Consider the following 23,170-nt stretch of genomic DNA (forward strand, 5'->3'; position numbering starts at 1 on the left):
CGGTAAGTCGCCTCTAGCAGTTACCGAATCTCGTAGACTAACTTTCGACTGCCTCAATAGTGAGGCTACTGGCCTCAAGCCACATCTTCTCGTAAGCCTTTGCGATGTACTGAGACCCGCGTGGTTCCAATGGAGTTATCACGCCCTGGCGGCGTGCTATGGAGTTGAGACTACTCCCTAGAACTAGCACGGGACCGACCTTGGGAATAACGTATCGGTCGTGCAGGACTTTCTGATCGATGTATCGGATCTCAAAGTCTGGTCTCGCCCTCATGACAAGACCAAAATGTCCTCGCAGCTTGCTTATAGTCCTATCCCCCGTCAGTACTCTGGTGATCGTTGGCACTTGCCCAAGATCCACAGCAGTTTCCGCATCAAGATAGGGATCAATGACAAGGGATTCCTCAACCTGACCTATTTTGTTCATCACCTGGACATAGGCGAACTGATTGTTCGGGTCAATGAGGACATCAATGGCTGATGTATCCTCCGTGCGGGGACTATTGGCTTCCTGAAGTACGGTTTTGCCGAGTTCGGTCAGACTCACCCTCTCATCCTTAACCTCAATCCATTGGAGCCGAGAAAAGAATCGGTCGAAAGGCTCATCGCTTATCCAAGGCTCATCGGTGTCACTCCTAATCAGGGCCTTGATCAAACTTCCACGCCCCGCTTCTACGCCGTGCATCTCGTCGTAAACGATGCGTTCAGGCTGTATCCCGTAGGCGTTTAGCGCCTGAACTGACAGCCTGCAGCCACGTCTCTCCATCGCTTCGAGGTATGCCAGGACAAGATGCGAAAGATCATCGATAATTCTCACTGTCTTAGACTACTTAACCTAGATTGCGGTAGCTTGACAAATGATAGAGGGCAACGGGGGGTCGCTTCTATTTCCCCCGCTCCGGCAGCCACTCCCAAAGACGAAGTACTGGAGTTGAGAACCTCGGGAGAGTGTGTGGCGACAATTAGCTGGGGCCGAAATGCCGTAAGCGCTTCGAGGCCCGCAGACAGGTGCCGCTCGGCAGCGCGATGGAGCGCCGCCTGCCACCAGTTGCGTCCATGTGTCGAAAACCGATGGGAGAACGCGCGTTGGAAAAATCCCGGACCTGGGCCCGGAGTCCCTTGCAGTTCTGGGACTGTCTCCGTCTGACCTTCTAGGCCTTTACCGCATTTTCCTCCTAGTCGAAGCTGCGCGCCTTCTGCGGGCCAAACACTGGACGAAACGCGGGTCAGGATTATCCCCATGCATGGAGCGAGGAATCTGCCTGGATCAATCGAGAGCCAGGTTCTGTTTGACCTCACCGACGCACATCTTGTGGCGATCCTGGACGATATCAGGATTCAAGAAGTCAACGAGGTGTGGGCGGAAGCAGTGAAGCTGTCGAAGTCCAACGAACAGGACTTGGCCATGACACGACTGACCAGCGCATTCCGTGGCCGAAAGGCAACGAGTACTAGTGGATTACAAACTGGCTCGGGCGTGCGCTGAAGCACCAGGTAGATTCACGCATAGAGCCTACGGCTTCCGGGCCCGCGACATCATCGAGTACCTGCCTGTCGAGGTGATGGTTCCAAAAGCCAAGAAGTCTTGGGACGAACTCCGGTTGGAACACGACCAGGCAACTCCGTCACTGGATAAAGCAAAAGGCCTTCATGACTTCAAGCGATGGCTGAGCAAGACATACAAAGCCGATATGTCGGTCGGCGCCATCCGATGCGGCGCCGAAGCTGCGACAGAGGTGCCCGAGGAGTTTCAAAAGTTCAGCTATCGGATACGCGAGAAGGGTCTCGAAGAAGCCCGGTGCGTTGACTCTTTAGCCAGATATCGTCCGCCCGTCGCTAATTGTGCCTCAATGCGACTAGTGGCGCGGTCAGATAAGCATCTGCCTGCTTGAAACGTTGGCAACTACTGGTCAGCTGGTCGGTCACGGGTCAAGTCAAAAATGGCTAGTTCAACTTCGGGCCTTTGGCCGCTGCTCACCGACCACGTTTTCTTCGGCGCTCAGGAGACCTTCGAAGAGCGGCTACAGGCCCTCATGGACAGCGCTACCAAGGCGACTGGTAGCACATGAATCTGACGACGGCATGAGCCCGCGCTGTGGTCGCGCTCCCCTGGCGCGGAGCGCACAGTTACCTTGAATGTCGCTAACCCAGACACAAAGAAACCCCTCTGGACTAACGTTTTGCCTAGTCAGAGAGGGGTTCGCGGAGCCCCCTGCCGGATTCGAACCGGCGACCCCCTGTTTACGATCAGCGGTTCCCGGGAGTTCCCTGGGCTTCCTGAAACAGCCTGTGACTAGGCAGAACTATGCTTGTGAACGTCCTGATTCTACCCGCCGGTTCCCGGCAATTCTTGGTTTATTCTTGGACCTCCTGACAGCCCGGCTTCAAGCGGCAAACCGCACGACGTTGGTGGCGCATCTGGTCTCGATAGGGACTGGGCACCACCGGATCGCCGGACTTTTTCGGCCACCGGCAGCACGGACTCCCGAGTAGTCCGGCACTCCCCCCACCATCCCCCGCGCTTGGTGTTTCGTCTTGGAACCTGTAAGGTCGACTCATCAACACCGGTCCCTCTAGATGGCACCGACTTTCGAGTCACCGTCTTCTATGGGCCGGTTTTCATTTTAACTGCATAGCACCTGTCGACTATGCTCCCCTCATGCCCGCCTACACAAAGCCGCACCTTACGTTCGAGAAACAACTCGATAAATTGATCGAGAAGGGCTTGGCAAATGCAGACCGAACTGCAGCGATACGGCACCTCAAGCGAATCGGCTATTACCGGCTCTCTGCTTACACCTATCCTTTTCGTCTAATTGACACGAAAGCTTCGAACGAAGCCGACCGAGCCGTGCGTGGCGACGCCTTCATTTCGGGGGCCAGCTTCGAAGCAGCAGTGGCGCTACATGATTTCGATCACGACTTGCGTGTCGTCCTCAGCAAAGGACTACACGAAGTAGAAGTAGGCATGAGGGTCCAGATCGGCTACGCCTTGGGCAAATCTAACCCTTGGGGCCACGAAGATGGGCATGCGCTGTGCAGCGTCGCTTGCAACAGGCCTTCCAACGACGATCCAGGCGCAACGGCGTTCGTGGCATGGACTAAGCGATACAAGAAGCTTGCCTCGGAAGCGAGGGAAGAAGACTACGTCAAACATTTTATATTGAACTACGGCTCCAGCTTCCCGATTTGGGTCGCTACGGAGTTCATGGATTTCGGGTCTCTCGTCAGGCTTTTCAGCCTTCTGAGCCCAACGGACCGCCTGAAAATCGCCCGGAGTCTAGGCGTGAAGGATGACCGGTTGCTCCACTCATGGCTCAAAGCCCTCAACGTATTACGGAATAACTGCGCCCATCACAACAGGGTTTGGAACCGGGAGACAGCGACTATTCCTCCCAAGCCGCCATATAACATGGTCCCGCGAGATGAGCTTAAACACCTCCAAAGCGTCAGCAACTCACGCGTGTACTTCCTTGCCGGGCTCGTCGGAATGCTGTCCACAGCAATCCATCGCGAGACGAGATGGCCTCTGCAATTCAAAGAGGTAGCAAAGAAGGCCTCGAAAATTAGCGGCATAAACGCTTACGATCTAATGGGCTTCCCTGAAGATTGGCGCGAATTACCACTCTGGAACTGAAATAATGCCGCCACGAAGCCCTCTAGATAGGCGAGTACGGCCGAACGCCGGGCGTGATTGATGCCACGACGTGGCGGGCAACTGCGGCGAATCTGCGGACCCAACGGGGCCGTCCGCACTGAGCTAAGGCTCTTGAGCCCCGCCTAACCCTCGTACCGCCTCCGGATCCTGACGAATTCAAGTCTGACGTCAGCCCTAGGGCGTGTTTTCCTTATTGCCAATTTCAGGATCGGCTGACAACTCTCTGAGAGCGCCGCTCGGAGTTTTCCCGCCGACCGGCCCGGACAGCAAAGGCATCCAGCGCCTCGAAGATCTCCGGGGCGATCCACACCGAGCGGCCCTGCACCTTGCCGGCCGGCTTCAGGATGCCCGCCTTAACCAGCCGCTCCACCGCACGGTAGGTGCTCGGCAGGGTGATGCCTGCCTCCTCGTGCAGCAGCTCGGTCGAGACCGCTGGCTCGCGCACCAGCACATCTAGGGCCGCACGCGCGGATCCCGTCAGCCCCTTCTCGCCCTCCCATCCCGCGCGGATCCGGCTGATGTCGTCAACCAGCTGGCGGCCGTTGTCGACAGCCCGGAAGGTCGACTCGGCGAACAGCTCGATGATCGGCTTGATCTCGCCCTCGCGGTACTTGGTCAGGGTCGCGAAGTAGGCGTTGGTGTCCACCAGCAGCCCCGAAGAGACCGGCACTGTGACCTTCTCGGTGACGCCCTTGGAGCGCAGCAGTGCGCTGACGATGGCGCGCCCGGTACGGCCGTTGCCGTCGGCGAACGGGTGGATGGTCTCGAACTGGGCATGGGCGATCGCGGCCTGGGTTAGCGCCGGGATGTCGTCGCGCTGCATGAAGGCGACCAGGTCTTCCATCGCCTTCGGCACCCGGTCATGGTGCGGCGGGACGAACTCGGCGCTGTGCGGTGAGTTGCCGCGGATCCACACCTGGGAGTCGCGGTACCGTCCGGCCCAGTCCGGGTTCGAGTCTTTCAGCAGTGCCTCCTGCATGTCGGCGATGTTGTCGACCGTCAGGTCTTCGGACAGGTCGATGGCTGCCTGCATGGCGCGGGTGTTCGCGTCGATCAGGCTCGCGTTCGTGCTCGAGGTGTCACCCAGATGGGCCAGCGCGATCTTCCGGGCGCCGGCGTTCAGGTTCTCGATCTCTGAGCTGGAGGCAGACTCGCTGCGCAGCAGCAGCGAAGCGAACTGGGAGGCGCCGTCACCGAAGAGGCTGTCGAAGCGGACCATGTCCACGGTGGCTGCTTCGACCAGCGCCTGGGTGGCGGAGTCCACCTGCGGGTCCAGGCCGGCGATCGGTTCAACGACAGCTGCCTGGTACGGGCCGCGCGCGGTCAGCCGCGCCCGCCTGGATGCTCCGGGCTCAGGCTCGGCACCCCAAGGGTGTTCCTCGTAGCTGATGGCCGGCCAGGACGGCGTGGCGCCCAACGAAACGCCTGACTCAGCCCGCTGCCATTCGGCGTACTCGCCCGCGCCCTTGACGCCCTTGGGCTGACATGGCTGCTGCATGCTGGCCTCCGGCTAAATGTTATTCTCCGTTGCTGATTTTCTCAATCTATCATCCAAATGAGAAAAACGGGCAAGGGCTTTCTCATCGGGCAGCCCTTGTGCGAAACACCGGAGAGGCTATCGTTGGCGGAACATGCCGGAGCTCCATCGCTTGAGAGGACCAGGCAATGTCTTCGATGGAAATGATTCAGCTTCTGGTGTCAGTTGCCTTTGGGATGCTGTGGGGCTTTGCCTTGGATGCCGCAGACCAGCGCGATGATAGGCGAGGCCGGATACTCTTATCGATTTACCCTGCAGCTTTCGTACTCCTCGGCCTATGCACATACCTTTTCCTCGGATTTAGCTTGTGGCACCTGCTTGCGGCTCTCCTCGCGGGAGCGGCCATCCGGTACAGTCGCCGCTGGTTCAGTCACAAAACACGGGAGAGCGACAAACCCCGATCTTGAGCCCAGCGCGTCAGTCCTTTCCGGTGGCCTGCTTGCGGAAGCGGCGTAGGGATCTACGGGCCTTGCCGGCGAGGGTTCGCTCCCGCCTGGCATCTTCGCCGCGCTGTTCATTTGCCTGAGCGTGAGCTTCATTTTCACGCGAGCTTCCAGCTCGGACTTGGCACGCCTCTGCATGTAGGGGCCTAGCGACGTCGACGGAGCCGCGAGGTAAGCCCTGACGAGACGTGCGCACTGTCGCCACGGTGCATCTGCGGCTCGGCGCCATGGTTCCCGCATAGCATTTGGGGAACGAGGGTGGCCGGCCGACGAAGGGGAAGTCCGTGTCTGATTCCGACTGGGAAGAGTCCTATGCGATCTGGGATCCACTTAACGACCGCGTGGAAGCGCACCAGGCGACGGGCAGAGGCATCCTCACCCAGATAAGGGAGTACCAGGCTGTGCCTGCCCGGCGGGTCGAATCCGAGCTGCAAAGACTGAGCGAAACCAAGCAGGTCATAGCCCAAGCAGCGCTCGATGACGCCGACCGGAGGGAATTCGACGTTATCCTCGGCCGCCTGTGGAACACCATGCAGTTCCTGCACGAAAACTCTCGCCGCTTTGTCACACCTTCCAGCGAGCAGATACAGCTGATTACCTCAGGCGGTGCCCTCCCTGAAGACCGCCGTGAAAGGATCGAGCACTACCGGCAGACGCTGATCCTTATCCTGCTGTCACGCCCGGTCGGCAAAGCCTTCTGGGACCTGGCAAGAATATTCGTTGAAGCCGTCGAGGCTGACCTAAAGGATCCCGAGGGACCGAAACGGGAACTGGCCCTCATGCGGCAAACCGCACGGAACGTCGCACCCGACTGGATTTTCAAGGACAGATCCGGCTATGCGTCCCTCGGTAAATACGCAAACCGGACGACCAAGATCCACGGCATTTACTCGGCCGGCCTGCCAGGTCTCGGAAAGCGAAGCTGACCGGCATTTCTGTACGGCCTGTTAATGGCCGCGACGGCATGGCCTAGTTGCCGTGACCCGGCTGTCCCGATCCAGTACGTTCCTGCAGAAGGTCCATGAACAAGCTCAGGTCACGCGCGCCTTGTCCATAATCGATGAGAGTCGTTGGTAAACGTGGACGGCAGGAGGCAAAAATTTTCGTCCATTTGCTGGTCTCGTAGATTCTGATTTCTATAACCTCGCCCCAGGACCAGAAGTTGAACCCGGCATAGATGTCCATGCCACCGGGAACCTCCTTGGCCCGCGAGAACCTCTTATGGCTTTGCGCAATAGAAAGAACCTCTTGGTGCAATACCTCCGGCTCAACGGTCAGCGTTAGCTCTTTGGCAGCCCTCGACCCGACCGATCCGGTCGGCCGACTGCTCTTCAACGTCTTGGCCATGGTGGCCGTATTTGAATCCGACCTCATCCGCCCCCGCACCCGCGAAGGCATGCAGGTCGCCAAGCGCTTCATTTCGCCGAGCAGTTCGGTCTGTCGCACTGCTTGCACCTGTGCTGCGCTCAGCGCCTCTGTCTGGATCTCGTGCGCCTTCATGGTCTCGCGATGCTCCACAACGGTTCATCTCTCTCTTTTCGGTTGGGTCAGGCCAACGGCGGCTTCCGATGAATCTGGCCGCTGTTAGCCTGCCGAAGGACCCACAGGTCGCCGTCCTGGACTTCCTTCTGCCGGGCGGACTGAGATGCACCCTAGTTCACATCCGTGCGCGGCAGGCTAAAGTCAAACTCCAGCAACGCTGGGCCGAAGCCAGTCGGGTGAAGAGCGCAGCCAACAGGCTCCGGATTCTCGCCTCCCAGTCGCCCAGATGCTGGAAAGGCCGACTACGAGATGGACTGCAACGCCGGATCCGAGATCATCCCGTTTGCGACGGGCGCCGAAGACGAACCGGTCGAGCACCACTTTTGCTTAAATCCTCATCTGATGATTGCGGGAGCCTCCGGCGAAGGCAAACTGCTAGAACGTTCAACCATTATGCCTGTGCCGGTTTCGGAACGATTTCTTGACGGCTGGGCACGCAATGAAGAACTGGCAGCCGGAGACCTCGTCTACGCTGGCGACGGGACCGCCACGCGCATCGCCAGGTTCTCCGATTGGCACTCCACGCCCGGCCACAAGGTACGCTTCGGCGATGGCCAAACCATCGTGGCCGGCCCTGACCACCTCTGGAAGGTTTCCACCGCTGACGGCCGGGCAGCCTGGGGGTCCCGCAAGGCAGGAGCAAGAGCGGCCCGAGAAGCCGAGCGGTCTGCTCAGGCACGGAGCCTGCGTGAACTCGCTGCAGAAATAGGGCCGGGCACCAGCGCTCCATTGGCCGACATTGCGAGACTCGCCGGTTACAACGAGCTCTCCTTGCACCAGATGGACCTGCCCATCCGCCACCTCGCCGATACCGTCGCCCTGCCTTCAAGGAAGAAGTCGAAGCAGTTCGACATGGCTCCGGTGGAGAAGTGGCTGTCTCGGTCTAAGGCACGCGCAGGCGGCATGGTTTCGTTCGCGGGCACCACCTTTCCCCCTTCCGATGTTGCGGGCTTGGGGCTGCTTGGGTGGATGACCATGCGCGAGATGGCGGACACCATCCTCGGGCGACCTTCCAGCAGGGCAGAACGGGAAGCAGCAAAGCTGATCCTGCGCCGCTTAAAGCCTGCAAGCAGGGATGCCTTCACCACATTTTCCACAAACGTTTACCCGGTGGATGAGGTGCTCACGATGTTGGCCGACAGGTTGACGTACCAAGCGAGGCGCTCCGATTCCGGACGCGAGGCCCCGCCACTGGAGACGATCCTTACCACCGCGGAGATGGCACGCTCGTACATCCGGGAGACGAAAAGCCGGCAGAGCCTGAACTACGCGGTCCGTCTGGCTGACCCCCTCGGAGGGCAGGAAGCCGAACTGGTGGTGGACCCATACGTCATGGGCGCCTGGCTTGGAGACGGACACACCAGCGGTGGCGGATTCACCGGCATCGATCCTGAAATTACCGATCAGATCGAGGCTGCCGGATATTCCGTCAACCACTACGCAGACGGCAGGAGCCACCTGATCGTCGGACTCGTCAAGGACCTCAGAGCAGCAAGTGTCCTGAAGAACAAGCACATTCCGGCAGTGTACCTGCGAGCCTCCTATAAGCAGCGACTGGCACTCCTGCAGGGGCTCATGGACACCGACGGCACGGCTAATGCCAACGGCACCTGCGAGATCGACCTGTGCCACAAGCCGCTAGCCGACGGAGTGCTGGAACTTGTCCGGTCACTTGGCATCCGGGTGAAGCAACGGGCCGATCCTGCAAAGATCACGGAGGATGACCCCGAAAACCCCGGCAACCAGCGCCAGCGCACGACCGGTACCCGGTACCGGATGAAATTCACAACCGATTTGCCGGTCTTTCGCCTGCCTAGGAAACTGGAACGGCTGCCCAAGCAGCTGCGGCCAACCCAGCAGTGGAACTACATCGAGTCCATCGAGGTGGGCGAGCCTGTGCAGATGCGCTGCATCCAAGTCGAGCACCCCGTGCACTTGTTCCTAGTCGAGGGATTTATCCCCACATAACTCGGTTCCATGTCCAGGTCTTCACGTTTGATCATGCTGATTGGGTGTCCGGCCAGCTCCGGATCCGTCACCGCTAGGAGAAAAGGCGCCAGGATGCCCTCAGAGCGCCTAAAATCTCCCAGACCTCCGGCAACCGGTGAATCGTTCTAAGTGGCTCTCAGGGACGCCTGGCGCCCCGTCTTGGGTGGGACCTGCAGGAAAGCCGCAATCTCGAAAGCCCCGTCCGGTCCCAAAAGCTCCGAGGAGGACCTGCCGCATCTGCTTCCGGCAGCGCTCTGCCGTTGAAGGGCTGCGCAGCAGCCCATCTCGGGCATCTGGCCGAAGCCGAAGCACTGCCGACTGGCAGCTGGGCTCCAGCCCTAACGCCTGGCGGAAGACCGCACGCAACCTGCACTTCAAGGCACGCTTGAAGTCGCGCGTAACACCGGGAACCTCGAAGAACTTTTTCCCGGCGATTGCGCCCTCGTGGCCTACGGGCTCGGCATCGCCGTCCTGGCCATCGGAATGCCCCTGCCGGCGCCGAACTCCATGTCACCCTCAGTGTCCTCTTCGGGTTCGTGATCATCGGCCGGATGGTCACCGGAGGCCTCGCCAGGCGCGCCCGCGTTCCCGAGTCGCTGAGGGTCTCGCCCTAGGCGATCGTTGATCTGCGCACCGACGTCGTGGACGCCACCCTGGTCCAGTTGCTGCGCCGGGACGGCATCGGGATCGACCCTGCCCAGGAGCGGGCGGCTGTCCGCGGATGGCTCCGGCTGCAGGAGATTGCAGCCAAGACCAGCGAAATCTTCGACTGATCGGCATTCTGGGCTTTCGGGCGGGGTGTGTACCCTGCACACCCACTGCACACCCAGAGGTGTGTAGGGCCAGAGGATAGAGGGGCCCCCTATATATCCCTCTCTCTCAACGTTTAAGAGAGAGAAGTATGTATATAGGGGGCCTCTGTCTACCTCTGCACACCCATTTCACCCTCATACACATATAGAGCCTGCAACGGACCATCCCTCACGGATTGCTGTTACCTCCCTCTATATAATTATGTGTTTCCGGTCGAAAAGTTCGATTTGGTGCGCAATGTGCCCCTGACTAGGGCTTTTACCCTTTTTGCGGGTGTGTAGTTGGGTGTGCAGGAGGTCGCCAAACGGTATGCTTCAATTTTGCCGATTTGACAACACATGCTACGCTCGGGAACGGCCCGTAGCGAAGCGGAGGCGGGTGAGGTACGAACCCGAAGGCAGCCGGGCCGGAGCGTAGCATGTGAGCCCCTGAAGGGGCTTTTTTCGTCTCCGGGGTAGGTTCAGCAGGCAGCGGGACTCAGGACCTGAATTTGGCCATCCGCTGTTTCACAATTTCCGTGTCGACCACCGTTTCGGGCAGCGGGCCGTCGGAGGTCACCCCGTGGAAGCCCTCGTAGTAGGAGCCGATCGCGGTTTCCAGGTCGGGGCTGATGGAGAGCAGGTGCCGGATGATGGCCACCCCGGCCGTGACGTTGTCTTCCGTGTCGGCCAGGTCCAGCGGCCGGCCGGCCAGCTCCGAGGCCCACTCCTGGTGCCGCGGCAAAGAAGGCGCCGGCGAAGCTCACCATCAATGTCCACAAAAACAAGACCGTCAAGTCGAAAACGGCCAACTACCTGGTGAAGCCCTCCTACAAAAAGGCCGCCGGAGTCACTGTTACCAGCGCCACGGTGCAGTTGGTCAACAGCAAAGGCAAAGCGCTAACCAAGGCGGCCAAAACCCTCTCGGTCAAGCCCGGCACCCACAAACTGAAAACGACCGTCAAGCACACCTACAAGGTGCGCGGCAAGAAGGTCTCCAAAACCGCCACCCGGACCCAGACATTCAAGGTGCCTGTCGCCGCGCCGGCTTATTCGCTCGACTCAGCGGAGAGCAAATACTTCTTTAAGCAAATCAACGCCAAACGTGCAGCCAAGGGTTTGCCGGCGCTGAAGAGGGATGCCGAGCTGGATAAAAGCATGCTTCGGTACGCGGGAAGCAACTTCAACAAAGCGTTGCACCCAGGGCTGGGCAACAACCTTACTGCTGTGAGTGGACATGGGTTTGAATACTCCGGTTTCTATGACGCGAAATACGCCCTCGGCCGTCTCTGGGAAGACCGATACAGCACCAGCATGCTGCTCTCAAGAGAGTTCGACGTGCTCTCCGTGGCCACGTATAAAAAGGATGGAAGCACGAAGCTTCGGTTGGTATGGGGAAAGTTGATGCCTGCCGAAACTCCGTAAGCCAGGCCAGCGCCAGCCGGCCTCCGGCTGTGTTGTCGTCAGGCCGCCGGTTCGATGAGCTCGGGCCCGTTGTTGCGCACACTGTCCACCCTCGTGCTGACAATCCTCGGGGTCAGCGTCGGCTCTGGCAGCGAGTCGAGCAGGTGCCGGACGTCGTCCTTGTCGGTCAGGTCCGGATCCAGCCACTCCGCAAAGCGGTCCGGCGGGATGATCACCGGGGAGCGGTCGTGGACGTGGCCCAGGGCGTCCTGGGCGGTGGTTGTCAGCACCGTGCAGCTGAGCAGCCACCGACCCGGGTCATCCTCGGGCAGGGACGGATCAGCCTAGAACTCGTACAGGCCGGCGAACCCGAGCATCGGCTCGTGCTCAGAGTACAGGTAGTGCGGGATCTTCTTCCCGTCCTCGGTTTTCTGCCACTCGAAGTAGCCGTCGGCCGGCAGGATTGCCCTGCGCTTGACGGCCGCCTTCCGAAATGACGGCTTCTCCAGGATAGTCTCGCTGCGGGCGTTGATCATCTTGTTGCCGATCTTGATGTCTTTCGCCCAGGACGGCACCAGGCCCCAGCGGGCTACCAGCAGATGCCGGTCGATACTGCCCTCGTCCAGCCGCTCGGCGATGATCGGCACGTCCTGTGTGGGAGCCACAGCCCTCCACCTCCTTGGCATCGAAATGGCTGAGGAGGTCACCGGTGGCCTTGGACATCACGTATCTGCCGCACATGAGGCCCATTCTGCCGGATACACCCCAGTGCCCGTGAGAAGAAGGAAGGACCCGGCACTGAGCCGGGTCCTTCCTGGGGTTGGTGTCAGTTCTTCTCCAGCTTGACCTTTGTCGTGGTCCCGAGCGCCGTGACTTTGTAGCTGATGACCCCGTCTTCGTACGAAAACTCCTTCGTGTCGTCCGTTGATGCCATGAGCGCATTGTCGGTGGCGGCGGCGTCCCGCTTTGAAGTCCAGGTGTACGGCTCGTCTGCGTTCTCCGGCGCTTCAAAGGTTCCAACCCAGTAGGTCGAGGTCGTGTCACCGCCGTCCGCGACCCACTCGACGGTCATGGCGTCTTCGTCGATGGTGGCCTGCTGGTACGCATCCTCGCTCTTGGAGTTGCTCTGCTTCCACTCTCCTGTCAGGTCCGGCGCCTCAGGAGTCTCCTCCGCCGGCGCGGGGGCTGCTGCTTCTTTGGTGGCTTTGGGTGCGGCGTTGCCGGCCGGTGCATTGTCTGCTTCACCGCACCCCGTCAAAGCGAGGGCGGCAGCAAGGGCAAGAGGAATGAGCTTTTTCATGGGCCTCATCCTTGCACGGCGCCCCGTCGTCCCCCTTTCCGGGCCAAGCTCGGTCGGAACGAAGACAAACTATTGCGCCGGGATCACTTCTAGGTAACGCCCTTGCCTTAGCTCTCGCAGCCGACTCCGTCGCCGCCACCGGCACCTTACTCCCCCGCTGTCATGGCCGATCCCGGCCATCGCGTGGTTGCAGGCGGTTAACCGTTTATTATGAGCTTGACGCTTCATCGCCCCGTTCCTAGCGCGTGTGGAGAGTTGGGGGCTGCCGCACACATGTTCCCGAACAGGTGCAGCATTTGCGGCGCCGACCGCGATGGACCGGGAAGCCGGCCGGGGAGAAAACGATGAGCGAACGAGTGAACCCGAAAAGGACCGCCAGCTGGCGGCGGGTTTCGGCAACGGTGCTGGCCGGGCTGCTTACCCTGGGCCTGACCGCCGGCCTGGCACCCGCCGCGGCTGCTGCCCCGGCCGTCGGCAGCGCCTCCACCGCATCAACGTCCTCGTTGCCCGAATGGGAAGCCGGCCCGTCCATGTACCAGACGATGCTCAAATACATCAATCAGGTCCGGGCACAGAACGGCGCCGGTCCGGTCCGGCTGGGGCTCGCAGCGTCGGAGCTGGCGCAGGAGCAGGCCCGCCACAATGCTGCTAATGAACGCAACGACCACAACCTGACCTTCAGCGTTGACCCGCGCGTCATCGGCGCTGGAACTGCCAAGGAGAACGCCGGCAGCAGCTTCGCCGGGAACCAGTACGGAGTGGTCGACGACTGGATTCAGTCACCTCCGCACTTTGCCGCCCTCATTGATCCCGAAATGGAGATCATCGGCCTCGGGCTGGTCAACAACGGCCCCACTATTTGGGGTGTCGGCACTTTCTTCGGCGGCTACCCTGTGCCCCGTACTGACGTCTTCGACCTGGCAACCGACGTCATCGCCTACTCCAAGCTCGCCCAGATGGCGCCGGGCACACCTGTCATTGAAGGGGCTTCGGCCGTCGTTGGCCGCACCCTGACCGCGGCCCCCGGCACCTGGCCGGCTGACGTCGCGTTCTCCTACCAGTGGCTGCGTGACGGCTACCCGATCACCGGCGCCACCGCCAAGACCTACACGGTCGGCAACGCCGATGTGAACAGCGCCATCACCGTTAGCGTCACCGGGTCCAAGGCCGGCTTCCGCTCCGCTTCGGCAGTCAGCGAACGCCGGATCGGGATGGAGCAGACCCTGACAACCATCACCAGCCCCAAGATCAGCGGTCCGGCGGCTGTGGGCCGGGACTTGGTGGCCACCACCGGGGTATGGGAGCCTTCCGACGCTGCGCTCAGCGTCCGGTGGATGCGGAACGACGCCCCGATTCCGGGCGCCACCTCCCTGACATACCGCACCGTCAAGGATGACTACCAGAAGCGCATCTCCGTCGCCGTGACTGCAAAGTGGGGGTCGTTGGTCCAGGAGACCAGGGCCTACGGCCCCTGGGTTTATATGGACCCGGACTCGCTGACCTGCAACGCCGGCGACAAGTGGGACCCGTGGCATGAGGAGTGCCTGACTCCCGAGCCGGTGGTCATCCCGAACATCGTCAACAGCGAGAAGCCTTCCATCAAGGGAGCCGCTGTCGTCGGTGGGATCCTGAGCGCCAGGCCGGGCACTTGGACCTACAGTTCCACAATCACATACCAGTGGCTGCGCAATGGGGTGGCCATCACCGGGGCCATGGCCCCTACTTTCCAGCTCACCTCAGCTGACACGGGCAAGACCATCTCTGTGAAGGTCACCGCCGCCAAGGCGGGGCACAAGACAACCTCCGTCACCTCGGCCGCCACCCCGGCCGTCGTGCTGCCGAAGGTCGTCAACACGATCAAGCCGAAGCTCTCGGGACCTGCCGTGGTCGGCAAGACGCTGTCCGTCTCGAAGGGCGGGTGGACGAGCGGCACCGCCGTGTCCTACCAGTGGTTGAAGGACGGCAAGGCCATCAAGGGTGCAAACGGCCGCACCTTCAAGCTGAGCAACTCCGAGGCCGGCAGCCGGATCTCCGTCACCGTGAAGGGCACCAAGCCCGGTCACACCGCCACCGCGGTAACCACGGCCAAGACGGACAAGGTCTTGCGGGTCCTCTCCGCGAAGACTCCCGCGATCAAGGGTACCCCCAAGGTAGGCAAGACGCTCTCGGTCAACAAGGGCATCTGGACCTCCGGGACCAAGTTCTCCTACCGGTGGTACGCCAACGGCAAGTCCATCAAGGGCGCCACCAAGTCCTCATACAAGGTGGCTTCGAAGTATGAGGGCAAGAAGATCAGTGTTCGGGTGACCGGAAAGAAGTCCGGTTACGTGACGCGGTCGGTTGTTTCCAAGGAGGTTGCCATCCACCGGCCTCCCGCTCCTCCGCGCGGCGGTCGCGGTGGTGGTGTTATCTCCGATACCAGGTCCAACGGTGTTTGCCATCTGCCAAACGGAATGGGCGGCACGACCACCGTCCCCGGACCCTGCCCGTAAGCGGGAGTCGGGCGGCCACTAGCTGGCTAACAGAAGCAAAGCACAAGCAAAGCCAAAGTCATCATCACCCGAGCACCGGAGGTACCGTGAAACGCATTCCCCGAATTCTGCTGTCGGCCGGTCTGATCCTTGGTCTGTCCGCTGCCGGCATCCCGGCCGCCTCGGCAGCCCCGGCCGCTGTTCCCGCTGCCGTAACGGTTATCGCTCCGGCCGCCGTGAAGGCGCCGGCGAAGCTGACGATCAAAGTCCAGAAGACCAAGACCGTCAAGTCGAAAACAGCCAAATACACGGTGAAGCCCTCCTACAAGAAGGCCAAGGGTGTTACCGTCACCAGCGCGAAAGTGCAGTTGGTCAACAGCAAGGGCAAGGCTCTGACCAAGGCTGCCAAATCTGTCTCGGTCAAGGTCGGCACCCACAAGCTGAAGACCACCGTCAAGTACAGCTACAAGCTTCGCGGCAAGAAGGTCACCAAAACCGCCACGAAAACCCATACGTTCAAGGTCTCCGTCGCAGCGCCGCCCTACTCGCTCGACTCCGCGGATAGTAAATACTTCTTCAAGCAGATCAACGCCAAGCGCGCGGCCAAGGGCCTGCCGGCAATGAAGAGGGACGCTGAGCTGGATAGACGGATGCTTCTGTACGCGAAGAGCAACTTCAACAAAGCGAAGTACCCGGGGTTGGGCAAAAACCTTTCTGCTGTGAGTGGTCTTGGGTTTGAATATTCCGGTTTCTACGACGCGAAATACGCCCTCGGCCGCCTCTGGGAGGACCGGTCCAGCACCAGCATGCTGCTCTCACGAGAGTTCGATGTGCTCTCCGTGGCGACTTATAAGAAGGATGGAAGCACCAAGCTCAGGTTGGTATGGGGAAAACTGGCGACTGCCGAAATTCCCTGACCATCTCAGGTGCTTCAAGCTGCAGAAGGCCCCGGCAAATTGCCGGGGCCTTCCCTGTGCCCGGACCTGCTCAGGACTCGCAGCCGATACCGTCGCCGTCGCGGTCGAACTTGGGTTCCCAGCCGGGGTCGCCGGCATGGATCGGTGCCGCACCGGCGGCCTTCACGGCGGTGCAGTTCTGGTAGAACACGTTCCCGCCGGCCGGCGCCTGCTGAACGGGAGCCGGCTTGGGGGCCGGCGCGGGCTTCGGCTTCGGTTTGGGCGCGGGCTTGGCGGCCACGGGCACCTTCACTCCCCCGTTGTCGGCCGGGACCGGCTGGTCCGGGCACGAGCTGGTGAGGACGTTGCGGATTGCGCCCGCCTCGGCCTTGGTCATCCAGAGCCCGTACTTGGCTTTCACCGCCGTCTGCAGTGCGACGTACTCGCAGCGGAACGCCTTGTTCGGCGGCAGCCAGGACGCGGCATCCGAGTCCGACTTGGATCCGTTGGTGGGCCCGTCGACGGCGAGCAGGTTCAACGGTTCGTTGGCGAACGCTTCACGCTGGTTCGGGGCCAGCTGCTGGGCACCCTTCTGCCAGGCGTCCGAGAGGGCGACGACGTGGTCGATCTGCACCGCGGTGCTGGTGGCGTTGCCGCGGACGAAGTTGATGGTCGTGGCGGTGAACGGATCGGCCAGCGTACCGGAGAGCACAACGCAGCCGCCGGCCTTGAGCGCCTCGCCGGTCAGGTCGCGCTGGAGGATGTCGTTGCGGGCGTCGCAGCCGTTGCGGTCCGGGTCTTTCCAGCCCTTGCCGAACTGGTCCCGGTCGTACCCGGTCTTCGGGGCCCGTCCCTTGATCGCGATGGTGTCCAGCTGGGCGAGAGCGGTGCCGGCAGCTGCCGGCTTCGGCTTGGCCGGCTTCTCCTTGGCCTTCGGGGCCTCGGTCTTCTTCGGCTTCTCCGTCTTCGGGGCAGCCTTCGTGGTCTCCGGGACCAGGGACGGCTCGGGGCTGCCGGTCTCCTCGATGGTCGGAGCTACCAGGGGCTGTTCCGCTTCGGCGGTCGAGGTGCAGGCGGAAAGCAGGACGGCCAGCGCCAGGCCGGCGGCTGCGAGAGTCTTCTTTTTCAACATGTCCCTCCATGTGTACGGCAGAAGCCCTCCAATCAACCGCCGGACACACCGCAGGGCCGCGCACATACAGGCAGACGACCGAAAGGGAACCCATGTCGACCAGCCAGTGGCAGAGCGGCACGATCAAGCTGCCCACCGCCGAGTTCGCGCGCGTGCGCCAGTCCATGCAGGACGCAGACACCGCCATCAAGCAGGAGGCCTTCGACCTGACCCAGGAGTTCTGGAAGGGACTGACCCGCAAGCAGGCCACCGACATGGAGGCCTACCGGAAGGCCGTCGAAGACTTCATCGACGACAGGTACCGGAAAGCCGAGAAGCCGGTGCGGAGCATGTGGGGCGGGTGGAGCAGCATCACGGAACTCGACCCGAAGGCCGGAGCGGTCATCAGCCAGGCCCAGGATCTGATCGTGCCGCGCTGGCGCCAGGAAAAGCCCGCGCGCGTGCTGAAGTCCGACGTCAAGTTCCCGACCAACCGCTCACTCTCCTTCGACGTCGGCGGCGACGCCGGCGTCGTGTTCAACCGCGAGGACTCCTCGGTCACCTGGGATGTGCCCGGCAACAACCATTCGGTCGACCACGCCCGAGCCCACCCAATGGGCGAAGTCTTCTTCAGCGCCCTGGACAAGGTGAAGTGGACCCGCGGCACCGGCGGCGTCATCACCGGCAACGATGAGAACCGCGCCCACGAAGGACTCGGGAGCGTCGACCAGAGCGCCTTCGGCCCGATTGGCGCCCAGATGGCCCCATCAGTGTGCAGGCCCTACACCGACAGCAAAGGCAACCGGATCACGGACAAGAAGCTGCAGGAGATTTCCGCCCAGGTGTTCCAGGCGCAGATGGATGCCGAGCGGAAAGTTGCCCAGGCCCGACAGGCAGCGTTCAAGGCCGGCACCTCCGGAGGAGTCCAGGGCAGGGACCGGATCGGCCGCTTCGCGGAAACCCAGCGCCGCGAATCCGGCGTCGGGCTGTAGGCTTCAGGCCGCTGCCTTGGAGAAGGACGGGTACTGCCTGCGCAGATCCAGCACGGCCCGGCGAACAGACATCGTCGCGGGAGTCTCCCTGGCTCCGGGGCGGCGGTTCACGGCCCGGTACATCCACTGGCCCATCTCCTGCTCATCACGATCGGCATTGCTTGGCGTGGCTTTGCGGACGGTGTGCCGAGGCAGGCGTCCGTTGTCCCGGCACCACTCCTGCAGCCGCTTCAGCTGGCGGCCGGGATCTTTTCGGGCCGGCTCCAGCAGGCCGGAAATGGCTTCGAGCGCCTTGACGTCCTTGGCGGAGAGCTCACCGTTTTGATGGAGACGGCGGACACGGATGATCCGCTGGTAGACGGCAAACTCTTCCGGCACCCGATGGTCCGGCATCCTGCGGTGGCGTTCATGAAAGGTGACGATGGCGGCCGTCGCCATTGATAGGGCTTTGCCGTCGATGGCGCTCAGGATCTTCTCCACGACCTGCTTCCGGGCAGGTGTCAGCTCCCCCTGCTTGTACTGGCGAACGGCCCCGTTGAACCACCACCTCAGCTTTCGTTCATACTCGGACTTTTTGGTCGTCGGAAGCCTGCGGTGCTCGTCCAGGAAGTCGATCAGCCTTACGGCGTGCTGCCCGAACACCGCATCATCTGGCTTAGCGCCAGGCCGGCGCTTTTCCCGGTTGCTCATGGCTCGACGTACCGGCCGGCAGCGAAGTCGTACGCGGCCTCGAACAACGGGTGGCCGGGACGGATGTCGCTGCCGTCGAAACCCCGTTCCTCCCAGTCCGGCTGGGTGAACAGGCGCTGGCCCTCCGCAGTCGAATGGGCGTCCATCACTTTGAGCGCCTCGATGAAGCCCTCGGACGGGTCGTAAGTGTAGGAGATGTCGTCGTAAAGGACCGCGAGCCGGCCACCGAAAGCAGGATCCACTAGCCAGACCCGGTCCGGCACATTGAGCGGCTTCACGGGGTCGAGTTCTCCCTGCACGTCGCCGACCAGCTTGTAGCCATGCTTGGCGACCACGGCACGGGAGTCCTCGCCGTTCAGGAAGTCCAGCTCGATCGGTCCCAGTCCGTAGTATTCGACCTCCACAGTTTCTTCTCCGGTCGTCGCCGGCGGAGGCGAACGAGAAATCTCCCGGACCGGGAAGAGGCCGGGCGGTGGCCGGCTCTTCGTCCTCGTCACCTTCCTCGACCCCATTGAACATGGCCATCGCATCGAGGATCGCGGCGGTCGCCTCATCGGCTACGGGCTCCGCGGGGATCACCCGGTCGGCCTCGGCCAGGATCCCGAAGGTCGCAGTGACGGCCAGCTCGCCCTTGCGGGTCAGGGTCACCGGCTGGCGCCCGGTAGTGCATGGTGCGAACTCGATGTAACCCTCGGCCTGCAGCCACCGGTGCAGGGTCTCGGTGGGCTCGCCGTCGACGAACCAGTAGGTCCAGCCCGGCGTTTCCTCGGCGACCACCCGTCCTTGGTGGACTTCTAGCAGGGCCTTGGCGCGGGAGTCGAATTTCTCAAACATGGGTCCCATGTGTCCGGATCAGGCGCCGGCCTTGCCCGGTCAGAAGGTGAAGCTCGGTTCCAGCGCGCTCAGCGCTTCCTTGTGCTCCTGGGTGGACACGGCACGGCGGGACTCGTCGAGGAACTGCTCCAAGGCACCCTGCTCCGAACTGGCAGCGCCTCCGTCTTCAGGATCAGCCGTTGCACCCGACTGCACGGATCATCCCTTCTTCACGAAGTCGCTGGTGTCGTAGCGGTAGTCGGTCTCAATGCCTACGATCTGCCAGGAGCCGTCCTCACTCTTGGAAACAACGGTCTGCATGGTGCCCTTGACTTTGAGGATGTTCTCCCCGGCACCATCCTTGACCTTGTCGTCGAGGGGGCTGCCGTTGGCGGAGTCTGTGGCGGTGGCGTCATCGACCCGGTAATCGACATTGAACTTGCTCGAGTACATCAGGCCGTTTATCCCCTGCTGGTTGAACGGTCCGTGGCCTGCGTTTCGGTGGCCGGCCCGGCCGCTGCCGGCTCACCTGCCGGTGCGGAGCAGCCGGCCAGGAGCAGTGCAGCCAGAGCGAGGGTCAGCGGTGCCGTCTTCTTCATGGGGACCTTTCGGTTCCGGCCGGCGGAGACCGGCACTGTGATGCGGCAGCAAGTGCTGCGCCGCGGTGAAGCTTGAGTCGAACAATGTCTGCACTCCTCCTATGCGTTCTCGGCAGGGGTCGGCGGCGCGTTAGCGATGCTGGCCCGCGATCTTTAGGGCCGACTCAGCCCAAGCGTCTTCTCCACAGGCATCAGGCCTATCCTCCTCACGGTTCACACACTAGGATGAAGATGTGAGAACCGTTAGAGGAAGTGGTTCGATTGCAGATTGAAAAAACCACGGCGCCGGAAAAGCCTGACGTGGAAGAAGCGCGCGCTGCGCTTGTGGCGGCTGTCTCCACGATGCCGTCATCCCTTGTGCAGGAATGGGCGGCCAGGATTTTGCCCGCACTCGGGGACCTTCCGGGCCCGGAGCACATGGAGGAAATCTCCCAGGCTATCGAGTCGATGCAGCGGATACAGGCGAGCATCGCTTCCCTCGGGCCGGCAGTCGCGGCCCTGGAAGACCCCGTCATGCCCTCCATCGCCGCCGCCGTACAGGCGACAGAGAACCTGTGGCGGGAGATCGCCCGCGACTGGGGCTTGTTCTCGGGCTCCGACGTGGCCGTGCTCCTGGGCGCAGCAAAGACCAACCGTGGCTACGCCGGGAGCCTCCGGAAGGACGGGAAAATCATCGGGGTGCAGCGCGGACAGCCTTTCGTCTACCCAGGCTTCCAGTTCGACCGGAAGGCAGGGAAGGTCCTGCCCGTCATCCCGGAGTTGATCAGTGCCGCCACCGAGCTGGGTCTGGACAGTGAAGACCTCGTGTACTGGCTGATGGCGCCTTCGGGCTACTTCGAAGACGACCGGCCCGTCGACCACCTGCGGGACAGCGACCTTGTCGCCAAGCTGCGCAGCAGCGAGTCTGTTGATTGGTAGCGCCGCCGCCGAACCCGTTCACCGCCAAGCCCGAGGTCTTGAAAGCGGGAACCATGATCTACCGGGTCCACGACAGCAAGTTCCGCACAGATTCCTTCAACCCCGGCGGAGGCGGGGCAACCCGCTTCGCCTTCTTCGGGTCCCCCACGGTGCCGGTACTGTACGCGGCCGAACATGAGGACGTCACGGTGTGCGAGTCGCTGCTGCACGAGATGCCACAGAAGGGCGGCATCCTCCGGCCCAGCGCCTACCGCAACCGGGTCATGGGAAGGCTGGAGGTGACCCGCGACCTGAACCTGGCATCCTTTCGGGGCACGGGCCTGAAGGCGCTGCAGGTCGAGGCGGACGAGCTCACCGGATCCAAGCCCACCTCATACGGGGAGACGGTCCTCTGGGCCGAGGCCGCGCACCGCGCCGGCTTCGACGGGTGCATCTGGACCAGCAGGCTCTGCAACTCAGGGCCGGCCTACGTGCTTTTCGGCGACCGGGCGGCGGACGCCGTGAAGATCGACCCAGGGTTCGCTCGCGTCTTCGACACCGAAGAAGGCCTGGACTGGCTGGTCCGGTTCTGCGCGCCGCTTCATATCGAAGTGATCGTCCGCGGCACCTAGCGCATCATGCAACCGCGGTGCGGGGTGACATGCACCCGGTGCCGGGTGCAGCAGTGGTCCACGTGGTCGCAGCCGACGTACTCGTAATCGGCCTTCAGGTCGTCCACCGGCACGTAGTCGCGTGTCTCGCGGTTCGGCCCTTTGGCGTCATGGATCAGGCAGACGCGGCGCTTGGACCGCAGCCCTTCCATCACGAAGACGATGCCGGTGGTCTTGCAGCGGTAGCTGGCCCCAATGCTGAGGAAGAACTCCTGCGTGCCCTCAGCCATTGGTCCGCTTCTTCAGGAGCTTGTCCATTTCGTCCTGGCTGTAGCTCACGAAGCGGCCGTCTGCGCGGCGGACGACCCAGTCGTTGAGGTAGACGTCGATCTCTCCGTCCCGCGCCTGAATGATAATGTTGGGCGGGGTCGGCACCAGCATCATGCCGCAAAGCTTGCCGCGGCACCAACGGGCCAACTCCTCGCCGTTGTGGCCGGTGAACCGCACCGCTTCAACGGTCGGGGCTACCTGCTCAAAAGTTTCAATCTGCCTGACGGCCATGTGTCCCGAGAATGCTCCATCCGTCCCCGCGCAGAGTATGCGGAGGCCGCTGCCGGGTTATTGCCGGAAGTGGACGATGCCGACTTTTTTGCTCTGCGGGAATGATCGGTCCCTTAGAAATCCACGGCGGCCTGTCCTGAGGAGGGCTCAGTGAACCGCGATGCGGCGCGGCGCATCAAAATCCGGCAGCAGGAGAAAGCACATTAAGGAAATTTCACATAACGGTGCAGTGGCACAGCCCATTTTCCTGAACGAGCAAGCAGGTGATTAGCGGCGAGTTAGACGGCCAAATATCGTCTAATATTGCCGCAAATCCCCGGGAAGTCGTGTTCTAAAGTCCGGGGACGCTTCAATACCAATTTGGGGTGCACAGCGTACGGCGTAGTCAGGACGAGAAAAATGACGTCCCTTGGAGGTTCCGGCGCCGCGCCGGGGTCGGGTTTCACGGCGCCACGGTACACCTTCTGGCGGTCCCGTCGAGCAGGTCTTTGCGTACAACGGCACGGAAGCTCCACGTCCGAACTTGTGCACGTCGTGGCAACGACTAGTCTGTCAGCTCTTGCACATCGGCGGTGTAGGGGTTGCCCACGCGACCGGTGAAGGGGACGAACCAAGAGGACGGGTCGCGACCACGCATGCCAACATATGCGTAATTGAGACTGCAATCCCATACAGTGGCGGGTCGTAGAGGGAGTCGTGATCCCAGCCTTCGAAAAGAGTCTTCCACTCAGAGTCGCCACCGCGCTGGCCAGTGGGAGTCGCCGATGATTCGACGATCTAGCGCGCCGCCAAAGCATGGCTGGTCGCGGTTCGCGCTGTACCGGTACGTGAGCAGCCACGTCACGGAGACTCCTCGAAGCAGGAC

Annotated in this window: 23 protein-coding genes and 2 pseudogenes; 12 read left to right on the forward strand and 13 right to left on the reverse strand. The window is 61.9% G+C overall.

What is annotated here, in order from left to right:
- Positions 1 to 37 precede the first annotated feature (37 nt).
- On the reverse strand, positions 38 to 817 hold the full coding sequence (locus AC5RVV_RS13020) for a hypothetical protein (RefSeq protein ID WP_494001802.1): 780 nt from the start codon (positions 815 to 817) through the stop codon (positions 38 to 40).
- A 423-nt stretch (positions 818 to 1,240) separates the two neighbouring features.
- Between AC5RVV_RS13020 and AC5RVV_RS13025 the strand changes: the two genes are divergently transcribed.
- Both AC5RVV_RS13025 and AC5RVV_RS13030 read left to right on the forward strand, forming a co-directional pair.
- The gene (locus tag AC5RVV_RS13025; RefSeq protein ID WP_494001803.1) at positions 1,241 to 1,486 is read left to right on the forward strand and encodes a hypothetical protein; all 246 of its coding nucleotides are present in this window, start codon (positions 1,241 to 1,243) and stop codon (positions 1,484 to 1,486) included.
- A 1,173-nt stretch (positions 1,487 to 2,659) separates the two neighbouring features.
- Entirely contained in the window at positions 2,660 to 3,637 is a 978-nt protein-coding gene (locus tag AC5RVV_RS13030; RefSeq protein ID WP_494001804.1) for an Abi family protein, read from the forward strand.
- Between the two features lie 223 nt (positions 3,638 to 3,860).
- Here AC5RVV_RS13030 and AC5RVV_RS13035 read toward each other — a convergent pair whose 3' ends face one another.
- A complete protein-coding gene (locus AC5RVV_RS13035; RefSeq protein WP_494001805.1) occupies positions 3,861 to 5,156 on the reverse strand; it encodes a Fic family protein in 1,296 nt (431 codons plus the stop codon).
- Positions 5,157 to 5,922: 766 nt separating this feature from the next.
- Between AC5RVV_RS13035 and AC5RVV_RS13040 the strand changes: the two genes are divergently transcribed.
- On the forward strand, positions 5,923 to 6,564 hold the full coding sequence (locus AC5RVV_RS13040; protein WP_494001806.1) for a hypothetical protein: 642 nt from the start codon (positions 5,923 to 5,925) through the stop codon (positions 6,562 to 6,564).
- 43 nt (positions 6,565 to 6,607) lie between these two features.
- On the opposite strand, the gene AC5RVV_RS13045 is transcribed toward AC5RVV_RS13040, so the two are convergent.
- A complete protein-coding gene (locus AC5RVV_RS13045; RefSeq protein ID WP_494001807.1) occupies positions 6,608 to 6,823 on the reverse strand; it encodes a hypothetical protein in 216 nt (71 codons plus the stop codon).
- A gap of 115 nt (positions 6,824 to 6,938) precedes the next feature.
- Here AC5RVV_RS13045 and AC5RVV_RS13050 point away from each other — a divergent pair.
- The 3 genes and pseudogenes from AC5RVV_RS13050 to AC5RVV_RS13060 all read left to right on the forward strand — a co-directional run.
- A pseudogene (locus AC5RVV_RS13050) lies at positions 6,939 to 7,049 on the forward strand (recombinase family protein); the annotation flags it as partial.
- Between the two features lie 380 nt (positions 7,050 to 7,429).
- On the forward strand, positions 7,430 to 9,148 hold the full coding sequence (locus AC5RVV_RS13055; protein ID WP_494001808.1) for a hypothetical protein: 1,719 nt from the start codon (positions 7,430 to 7,432) through the stop codon (positions 9,146 to 9,148).
- A 662-nt stretch (positions 9,149 to 9,810) separates the two neighbouring features.
- Positions 9,811 to 9,942, forward strand: coding sequence for a hypothetical protein (locus AC5RVV_RS13060; RefSeq protein ID WP_494001809.1), 132 nt, complete (start codon positions 9,811 to 9,813; stop codon positions 9,940 to 9,942).
- A 517-nt stretch (positions 9,943 to 10,459) separates the two neighbouring features.
- Here the strand turns inward: AC5RVV_RS13060 and AC5RVV_RS13065 are convergent.
- Positions 10,460 to 10,705: a lysozyme family protein gene (locus AC5RVV_RS13065; RefSeq protein WP_494001810.1), complete on the reverse strand. Its 246-nt coding sequence runs from the start codon at positions 10,703 to 10,705 to the stop codon at positions 10,460 to 10,462.
- A gap of 74 nt (positions 10,706 to 10,779) precedes the next feature.
- Between AC5RVV_RS13065 and AC5RVV_RS13070 the strand changes: the two genes are divergently transcribed.
- Positions 10,780 to 11,385, forward strand: coding sequence for a CAP domain-containing protein (locus AC5RVV_RS13070; RefSeq protein ID WP_494001811.1), 606 nt, complete (start codon positions 10,780 to 10,782; stop codon positions 11,383 to 11,385).
- A gap of 38 nt (positions 11,386 to 11,423) precedes the next feature.
- On the opposite strand, the pseudogene AC5RVV_RS13075 reads toward AC5RVV_RS13070, so the two are convergent.
- Together AC5RVV_RS13075 and AC5RVV_RS13080 are read right to left on the reverse strand one after the other, a co-directional pair.
- A pseudogene (locus tag AC5RVV_RS13075) lies at positions 11,424 to 12,087 on the reverse strand (SOS response-associated peptidase).
- 103 nt (positions 12,088 to 12,190) lie between these two features.
- On the reverse strand, positions 12,191 to 12,664 hold the full coding sequence (locus AC5RVV_RS13080; protein WP_494001812.1) for a hypothetical protein: 474 nt from the start codon (positions 12,662 to 12,664) through the stop codon (positions 12,191 to 12,193).
- Between the two features lie 344 nt (positions 12,665 to 13,008).
- Between AC5RVV_RS13080 and AC5RVV_RS13085 the strand changes: the two genes are divergently transcribed.
- The gene (locus AC5RVV_RS13085) at positions 13,009 to 15,156 is read left to right on the forward strand and encodes a CAP domain-containing protein (protein ID WP_494001813.1); all 2,148 of its coding nucleotides are present in this window, start codon (positions 13,009 to 13,011) and stop codon (positions 15,154 to 15,156) included.
- An 86-nt stretch (positions 15,157 to 15,242) separates the two neighbouring features.
- Entirely contained in the window at positions 15,243 to 16,052 is an 810-nt protein-coding gene (locus AC5RVV_RS13090) for a hypothetical protein (protein ID WP_494001814.1), read from the forward strand.
- 70 nt (positions 16,053 to 16,122) lie between these two features.
- On the opposite strand, the gene AC5RVV_RS13095 is transcribed toward AC5RVV_RS13090, so the two are convergent.
- Positions 16,123 to 17,163 (reverse strand): GmrSD restriction endonuclease domain-containing protein, encoded by a 1,041-nt coding sequence (locus AC5RVV_RS13095; protein WP_494001815.1) that lies wholly within the window; start codon positions 17,161 to 17,163, stop codon positions 16,123 to 16,125.
- Positions 17,164 to 17,255: 92 nt separating this feature from the next.
- On the opposite strand from AC5RVV_RS13095, the gene AC5RVV_RS13100 reads away from it, so the two are divergent.
- The gene (locus AC5RVV_RS13100; RefSeq protein ID WP_494001816.1) at positions 17,256 to 18,134 is read left to right on the forward strand and encodes a hypothetical protein; all 879 of its coding nucleotides are present in this window, start codon (positions 17,256 to 17,258) and stop codon (positions 18,132 to 18,134) included.
- A 3-nt stretch (positions 18,135 to 18,137) separates the two neighbouring features.
- Here the strand turns inward: AC5RVV_RS13100 and AC5RVV_RS13105 are convergent, their stop codons facing one another.
- The 4 genes from AC5RVV_RS13105 to AC5RVV_RS13120 form a co-directional block, all read right to left on the reverse strand.
- Positions 18,138 to 18,776 (reverse strand): hypothetical protein, encoded by a 639-nt coding sequence (locus AC5RVV_RS13105; RefSeq protein WP_494001817.1) that lies wholly within the window; start codon positions 18,774 to 18,776, stop codon positions 18,138 to 18,140.
- A gap of 44 nt (positions 18,777 to 18,820) precedes the next feature.
- Complete coding sequence (locus AC5RVV_RS13110) at positions 18,821 to 19,228, reverse strand: hypothetical protein (protein WP_494001818.1); 408 nt, start codon at positions 19,226 to 19,228, stop codon at positions 18,821 to 18,823.
- A gap of 469 nt (positions 19,229 to 19,697) precedes the next feature.
- Positions 19,698 to 19,853, reverse strand: a complete 156-nt coding sequence (locus AC5RVV_RS13115; RefSeq protein ID WP_494001819.1) for a hypothetical protein — start codon at positions 19,851 to 19,853, stop codon at positions 19,698 to 19,700.
- A gap of 3 nt (positions 19,854 to 19,856) precedes the next feature.
- Entirely contained in the window at positions 19,857 to 20,090 is a 234-nt protein-coding gene (locus AC5RVV_RS13120) for a hypothetical protein (protein ID WP_494001820.1), read from the reverse strand.
- A 407-nt stretch (positions 20,091 to 20,497) separates the two neighbouring features.
- Here AC5RVV_RS13120 and AC5RVV_RS13125 point away from each other — a divergent pair, with 407 nt between their 5' ends.
- Together AC5RVV_RS13125 and AC5RVV_RS13130 are read left to right on the forward strand one after the other, a co-directional pair.
- On the forward strand, positions 20,498 to 21,154 hold the full coding sequence (locus AC5RVV_RS13125; protein ID WP_494001821.1) for a hypothetical protein: 657 nt from the start codon (positions 20,498 to 20,500) through the stop codon (positions 21,152 to 21,154).
- A complete protein-coding gene (locus AC5RVV_RS13130) occupies positions 21,148 to 21,765 on the forward strand; it encodes an RES family NAD+ phosphorylase (RefSeq protein WP_494001822.1) in 618 nt (205 codons plus the stop codon). The genes AC5RVV_RS13125 and AC5RVV_RS13130 overlap by 7 nt, the downstream gene beginning before the upstream one ends.
- Here the strand turns inward: AC5RVV_RS13130 and AC5RVV_RS13135 are convergent.
- Entirely contained in the window at positions 21,762 to 22,034 is a 273-nt protein-coding gene (locus AC5RVV_RS13135; RefSeq protein ID WP_494001823.1) for a hypothetical protein, read from the reverse strand. The two genes, AC5RVV_RS13130 and AC5RVV_RS13135, sit on opposite strands and share 4 nt — an antisense overlap.
- On the reverse strand, positions 22,027 to 22,305 hold the full coding sequence (locus AC5RVV_RS13140) for a hypothetical protein (protein WP_494001824.1): 279 nt from the start codon (positions 22,303 to 22,305) through the stop codon (positions 22,027 to 22,029). The genes AC5RVV_RS13135 and AC5RVV_RS13140 overlap by 8 nt, the downstream gene beginning before the upstream one ends.
- Positions 22,306 to 23,170 lie beyond the last annotated feature (865 nt).

The sequence above is a fragment of the Arthrobacter sp. MDT2-34-1 genome (genome assembly GCF_059091365.1).

What these genes read in the sequence shown, in the direction of transcription:
- AC5RVV_RS13085 (WP_494001813.1), top strand. Translation starts at nt 13,009, where the DNA reads ATGAGCGAACGAGTGAACCCGAAAAGGACCGCCAGCTGGCGGCGGGTT.
- AC5RVV_RS13035 (WP_494001805.1), bottom strand. Translation starts at nt 5,156, where the DNA reads ATGCAGCAGCCATGTCAGCCCAAGGGCGTCAAGGGCGCGGGCGAGTAC.
- AC5RVV_RS13100 (WP_494001816.1), top strand. Translation starts at nt 17,256, where the DNA reads ATGTCGACCAGCCAGTGGCAGAGCGGCACGATCAAGCTGCCCACCGCC.
- AC5RVV_RS13080 (WP_494001812.1), bottom strand. Translation starts at nt 12,664, where the DNA reads ATGAAAAAGCTCATTCCTCTTGCCCTTGCTGCCGCCCTCGCTTTGACG.
- AC5RVV_RS13135 (WP_494001823.1), bottom strand. Translation starts at nt 22,034, where the DNA reads ATGGCTGAGGGCACGCAGGAGTTCTTCCTCAGCATTGGGGCCAGCTAC.
- AC5RVV_RS13095 (WP_494001815.1), bottom strand. Translation starts at nt 17,163, where the DNA reads ATGTTGAAAAAGAAGACTCTCGCAGCCGCCGGCCTGGCGCTGGCCGTC.
- AC5RVV_RS13030 (WP_494001804.1), top strand. Translation starts at nt 2,660, where the DNA reads ATGCCCGCCTACACAAAGCCGCACCTTACGTTCGAGAAACAACTCGAT.
- AC5RVV_RS13120 (WP_494001820.1), bottom strand. Translation starts at nt 20,090, where the DNA reads ATGTACTCGAGCAAGTTCAATGTCGATTACCGGGTCGATGACGCCACC.
- AC5RVV_RS13045 (WP_494001807.1), bottom strand. Translation starts at nt 6,823, where the DNA reads ATGGACATCTATGCCGGGTTCAACTTCTGGTCCTGGGGCGAGGTTATA.
- AC5RVV_RS13055 (WP_494001808.1), top strand. Translation starts at nt 7,430, where the DNA reads ATGGACTGCAACGCCGGATCCGAGATCATCCCGTTTGCGACGGGCGCC.
- AC5RVV_RS13140 (WP_494001824.1), bottom strand. Translation starts at nt 22,305, where the DNA reads ATGGCCGTCAGGCAGATTGAAACTTTTGAGCAGGTAGCCCCGACCGTT.
- AC5RVV_RS13025 (WP_494001803.1), top strand. Translation starts at nt 1,241, where the DNA reads ATGCATGGAGCGAGGAATCTGCCTGGATCAATCGAGAGCCAGGTTCTG.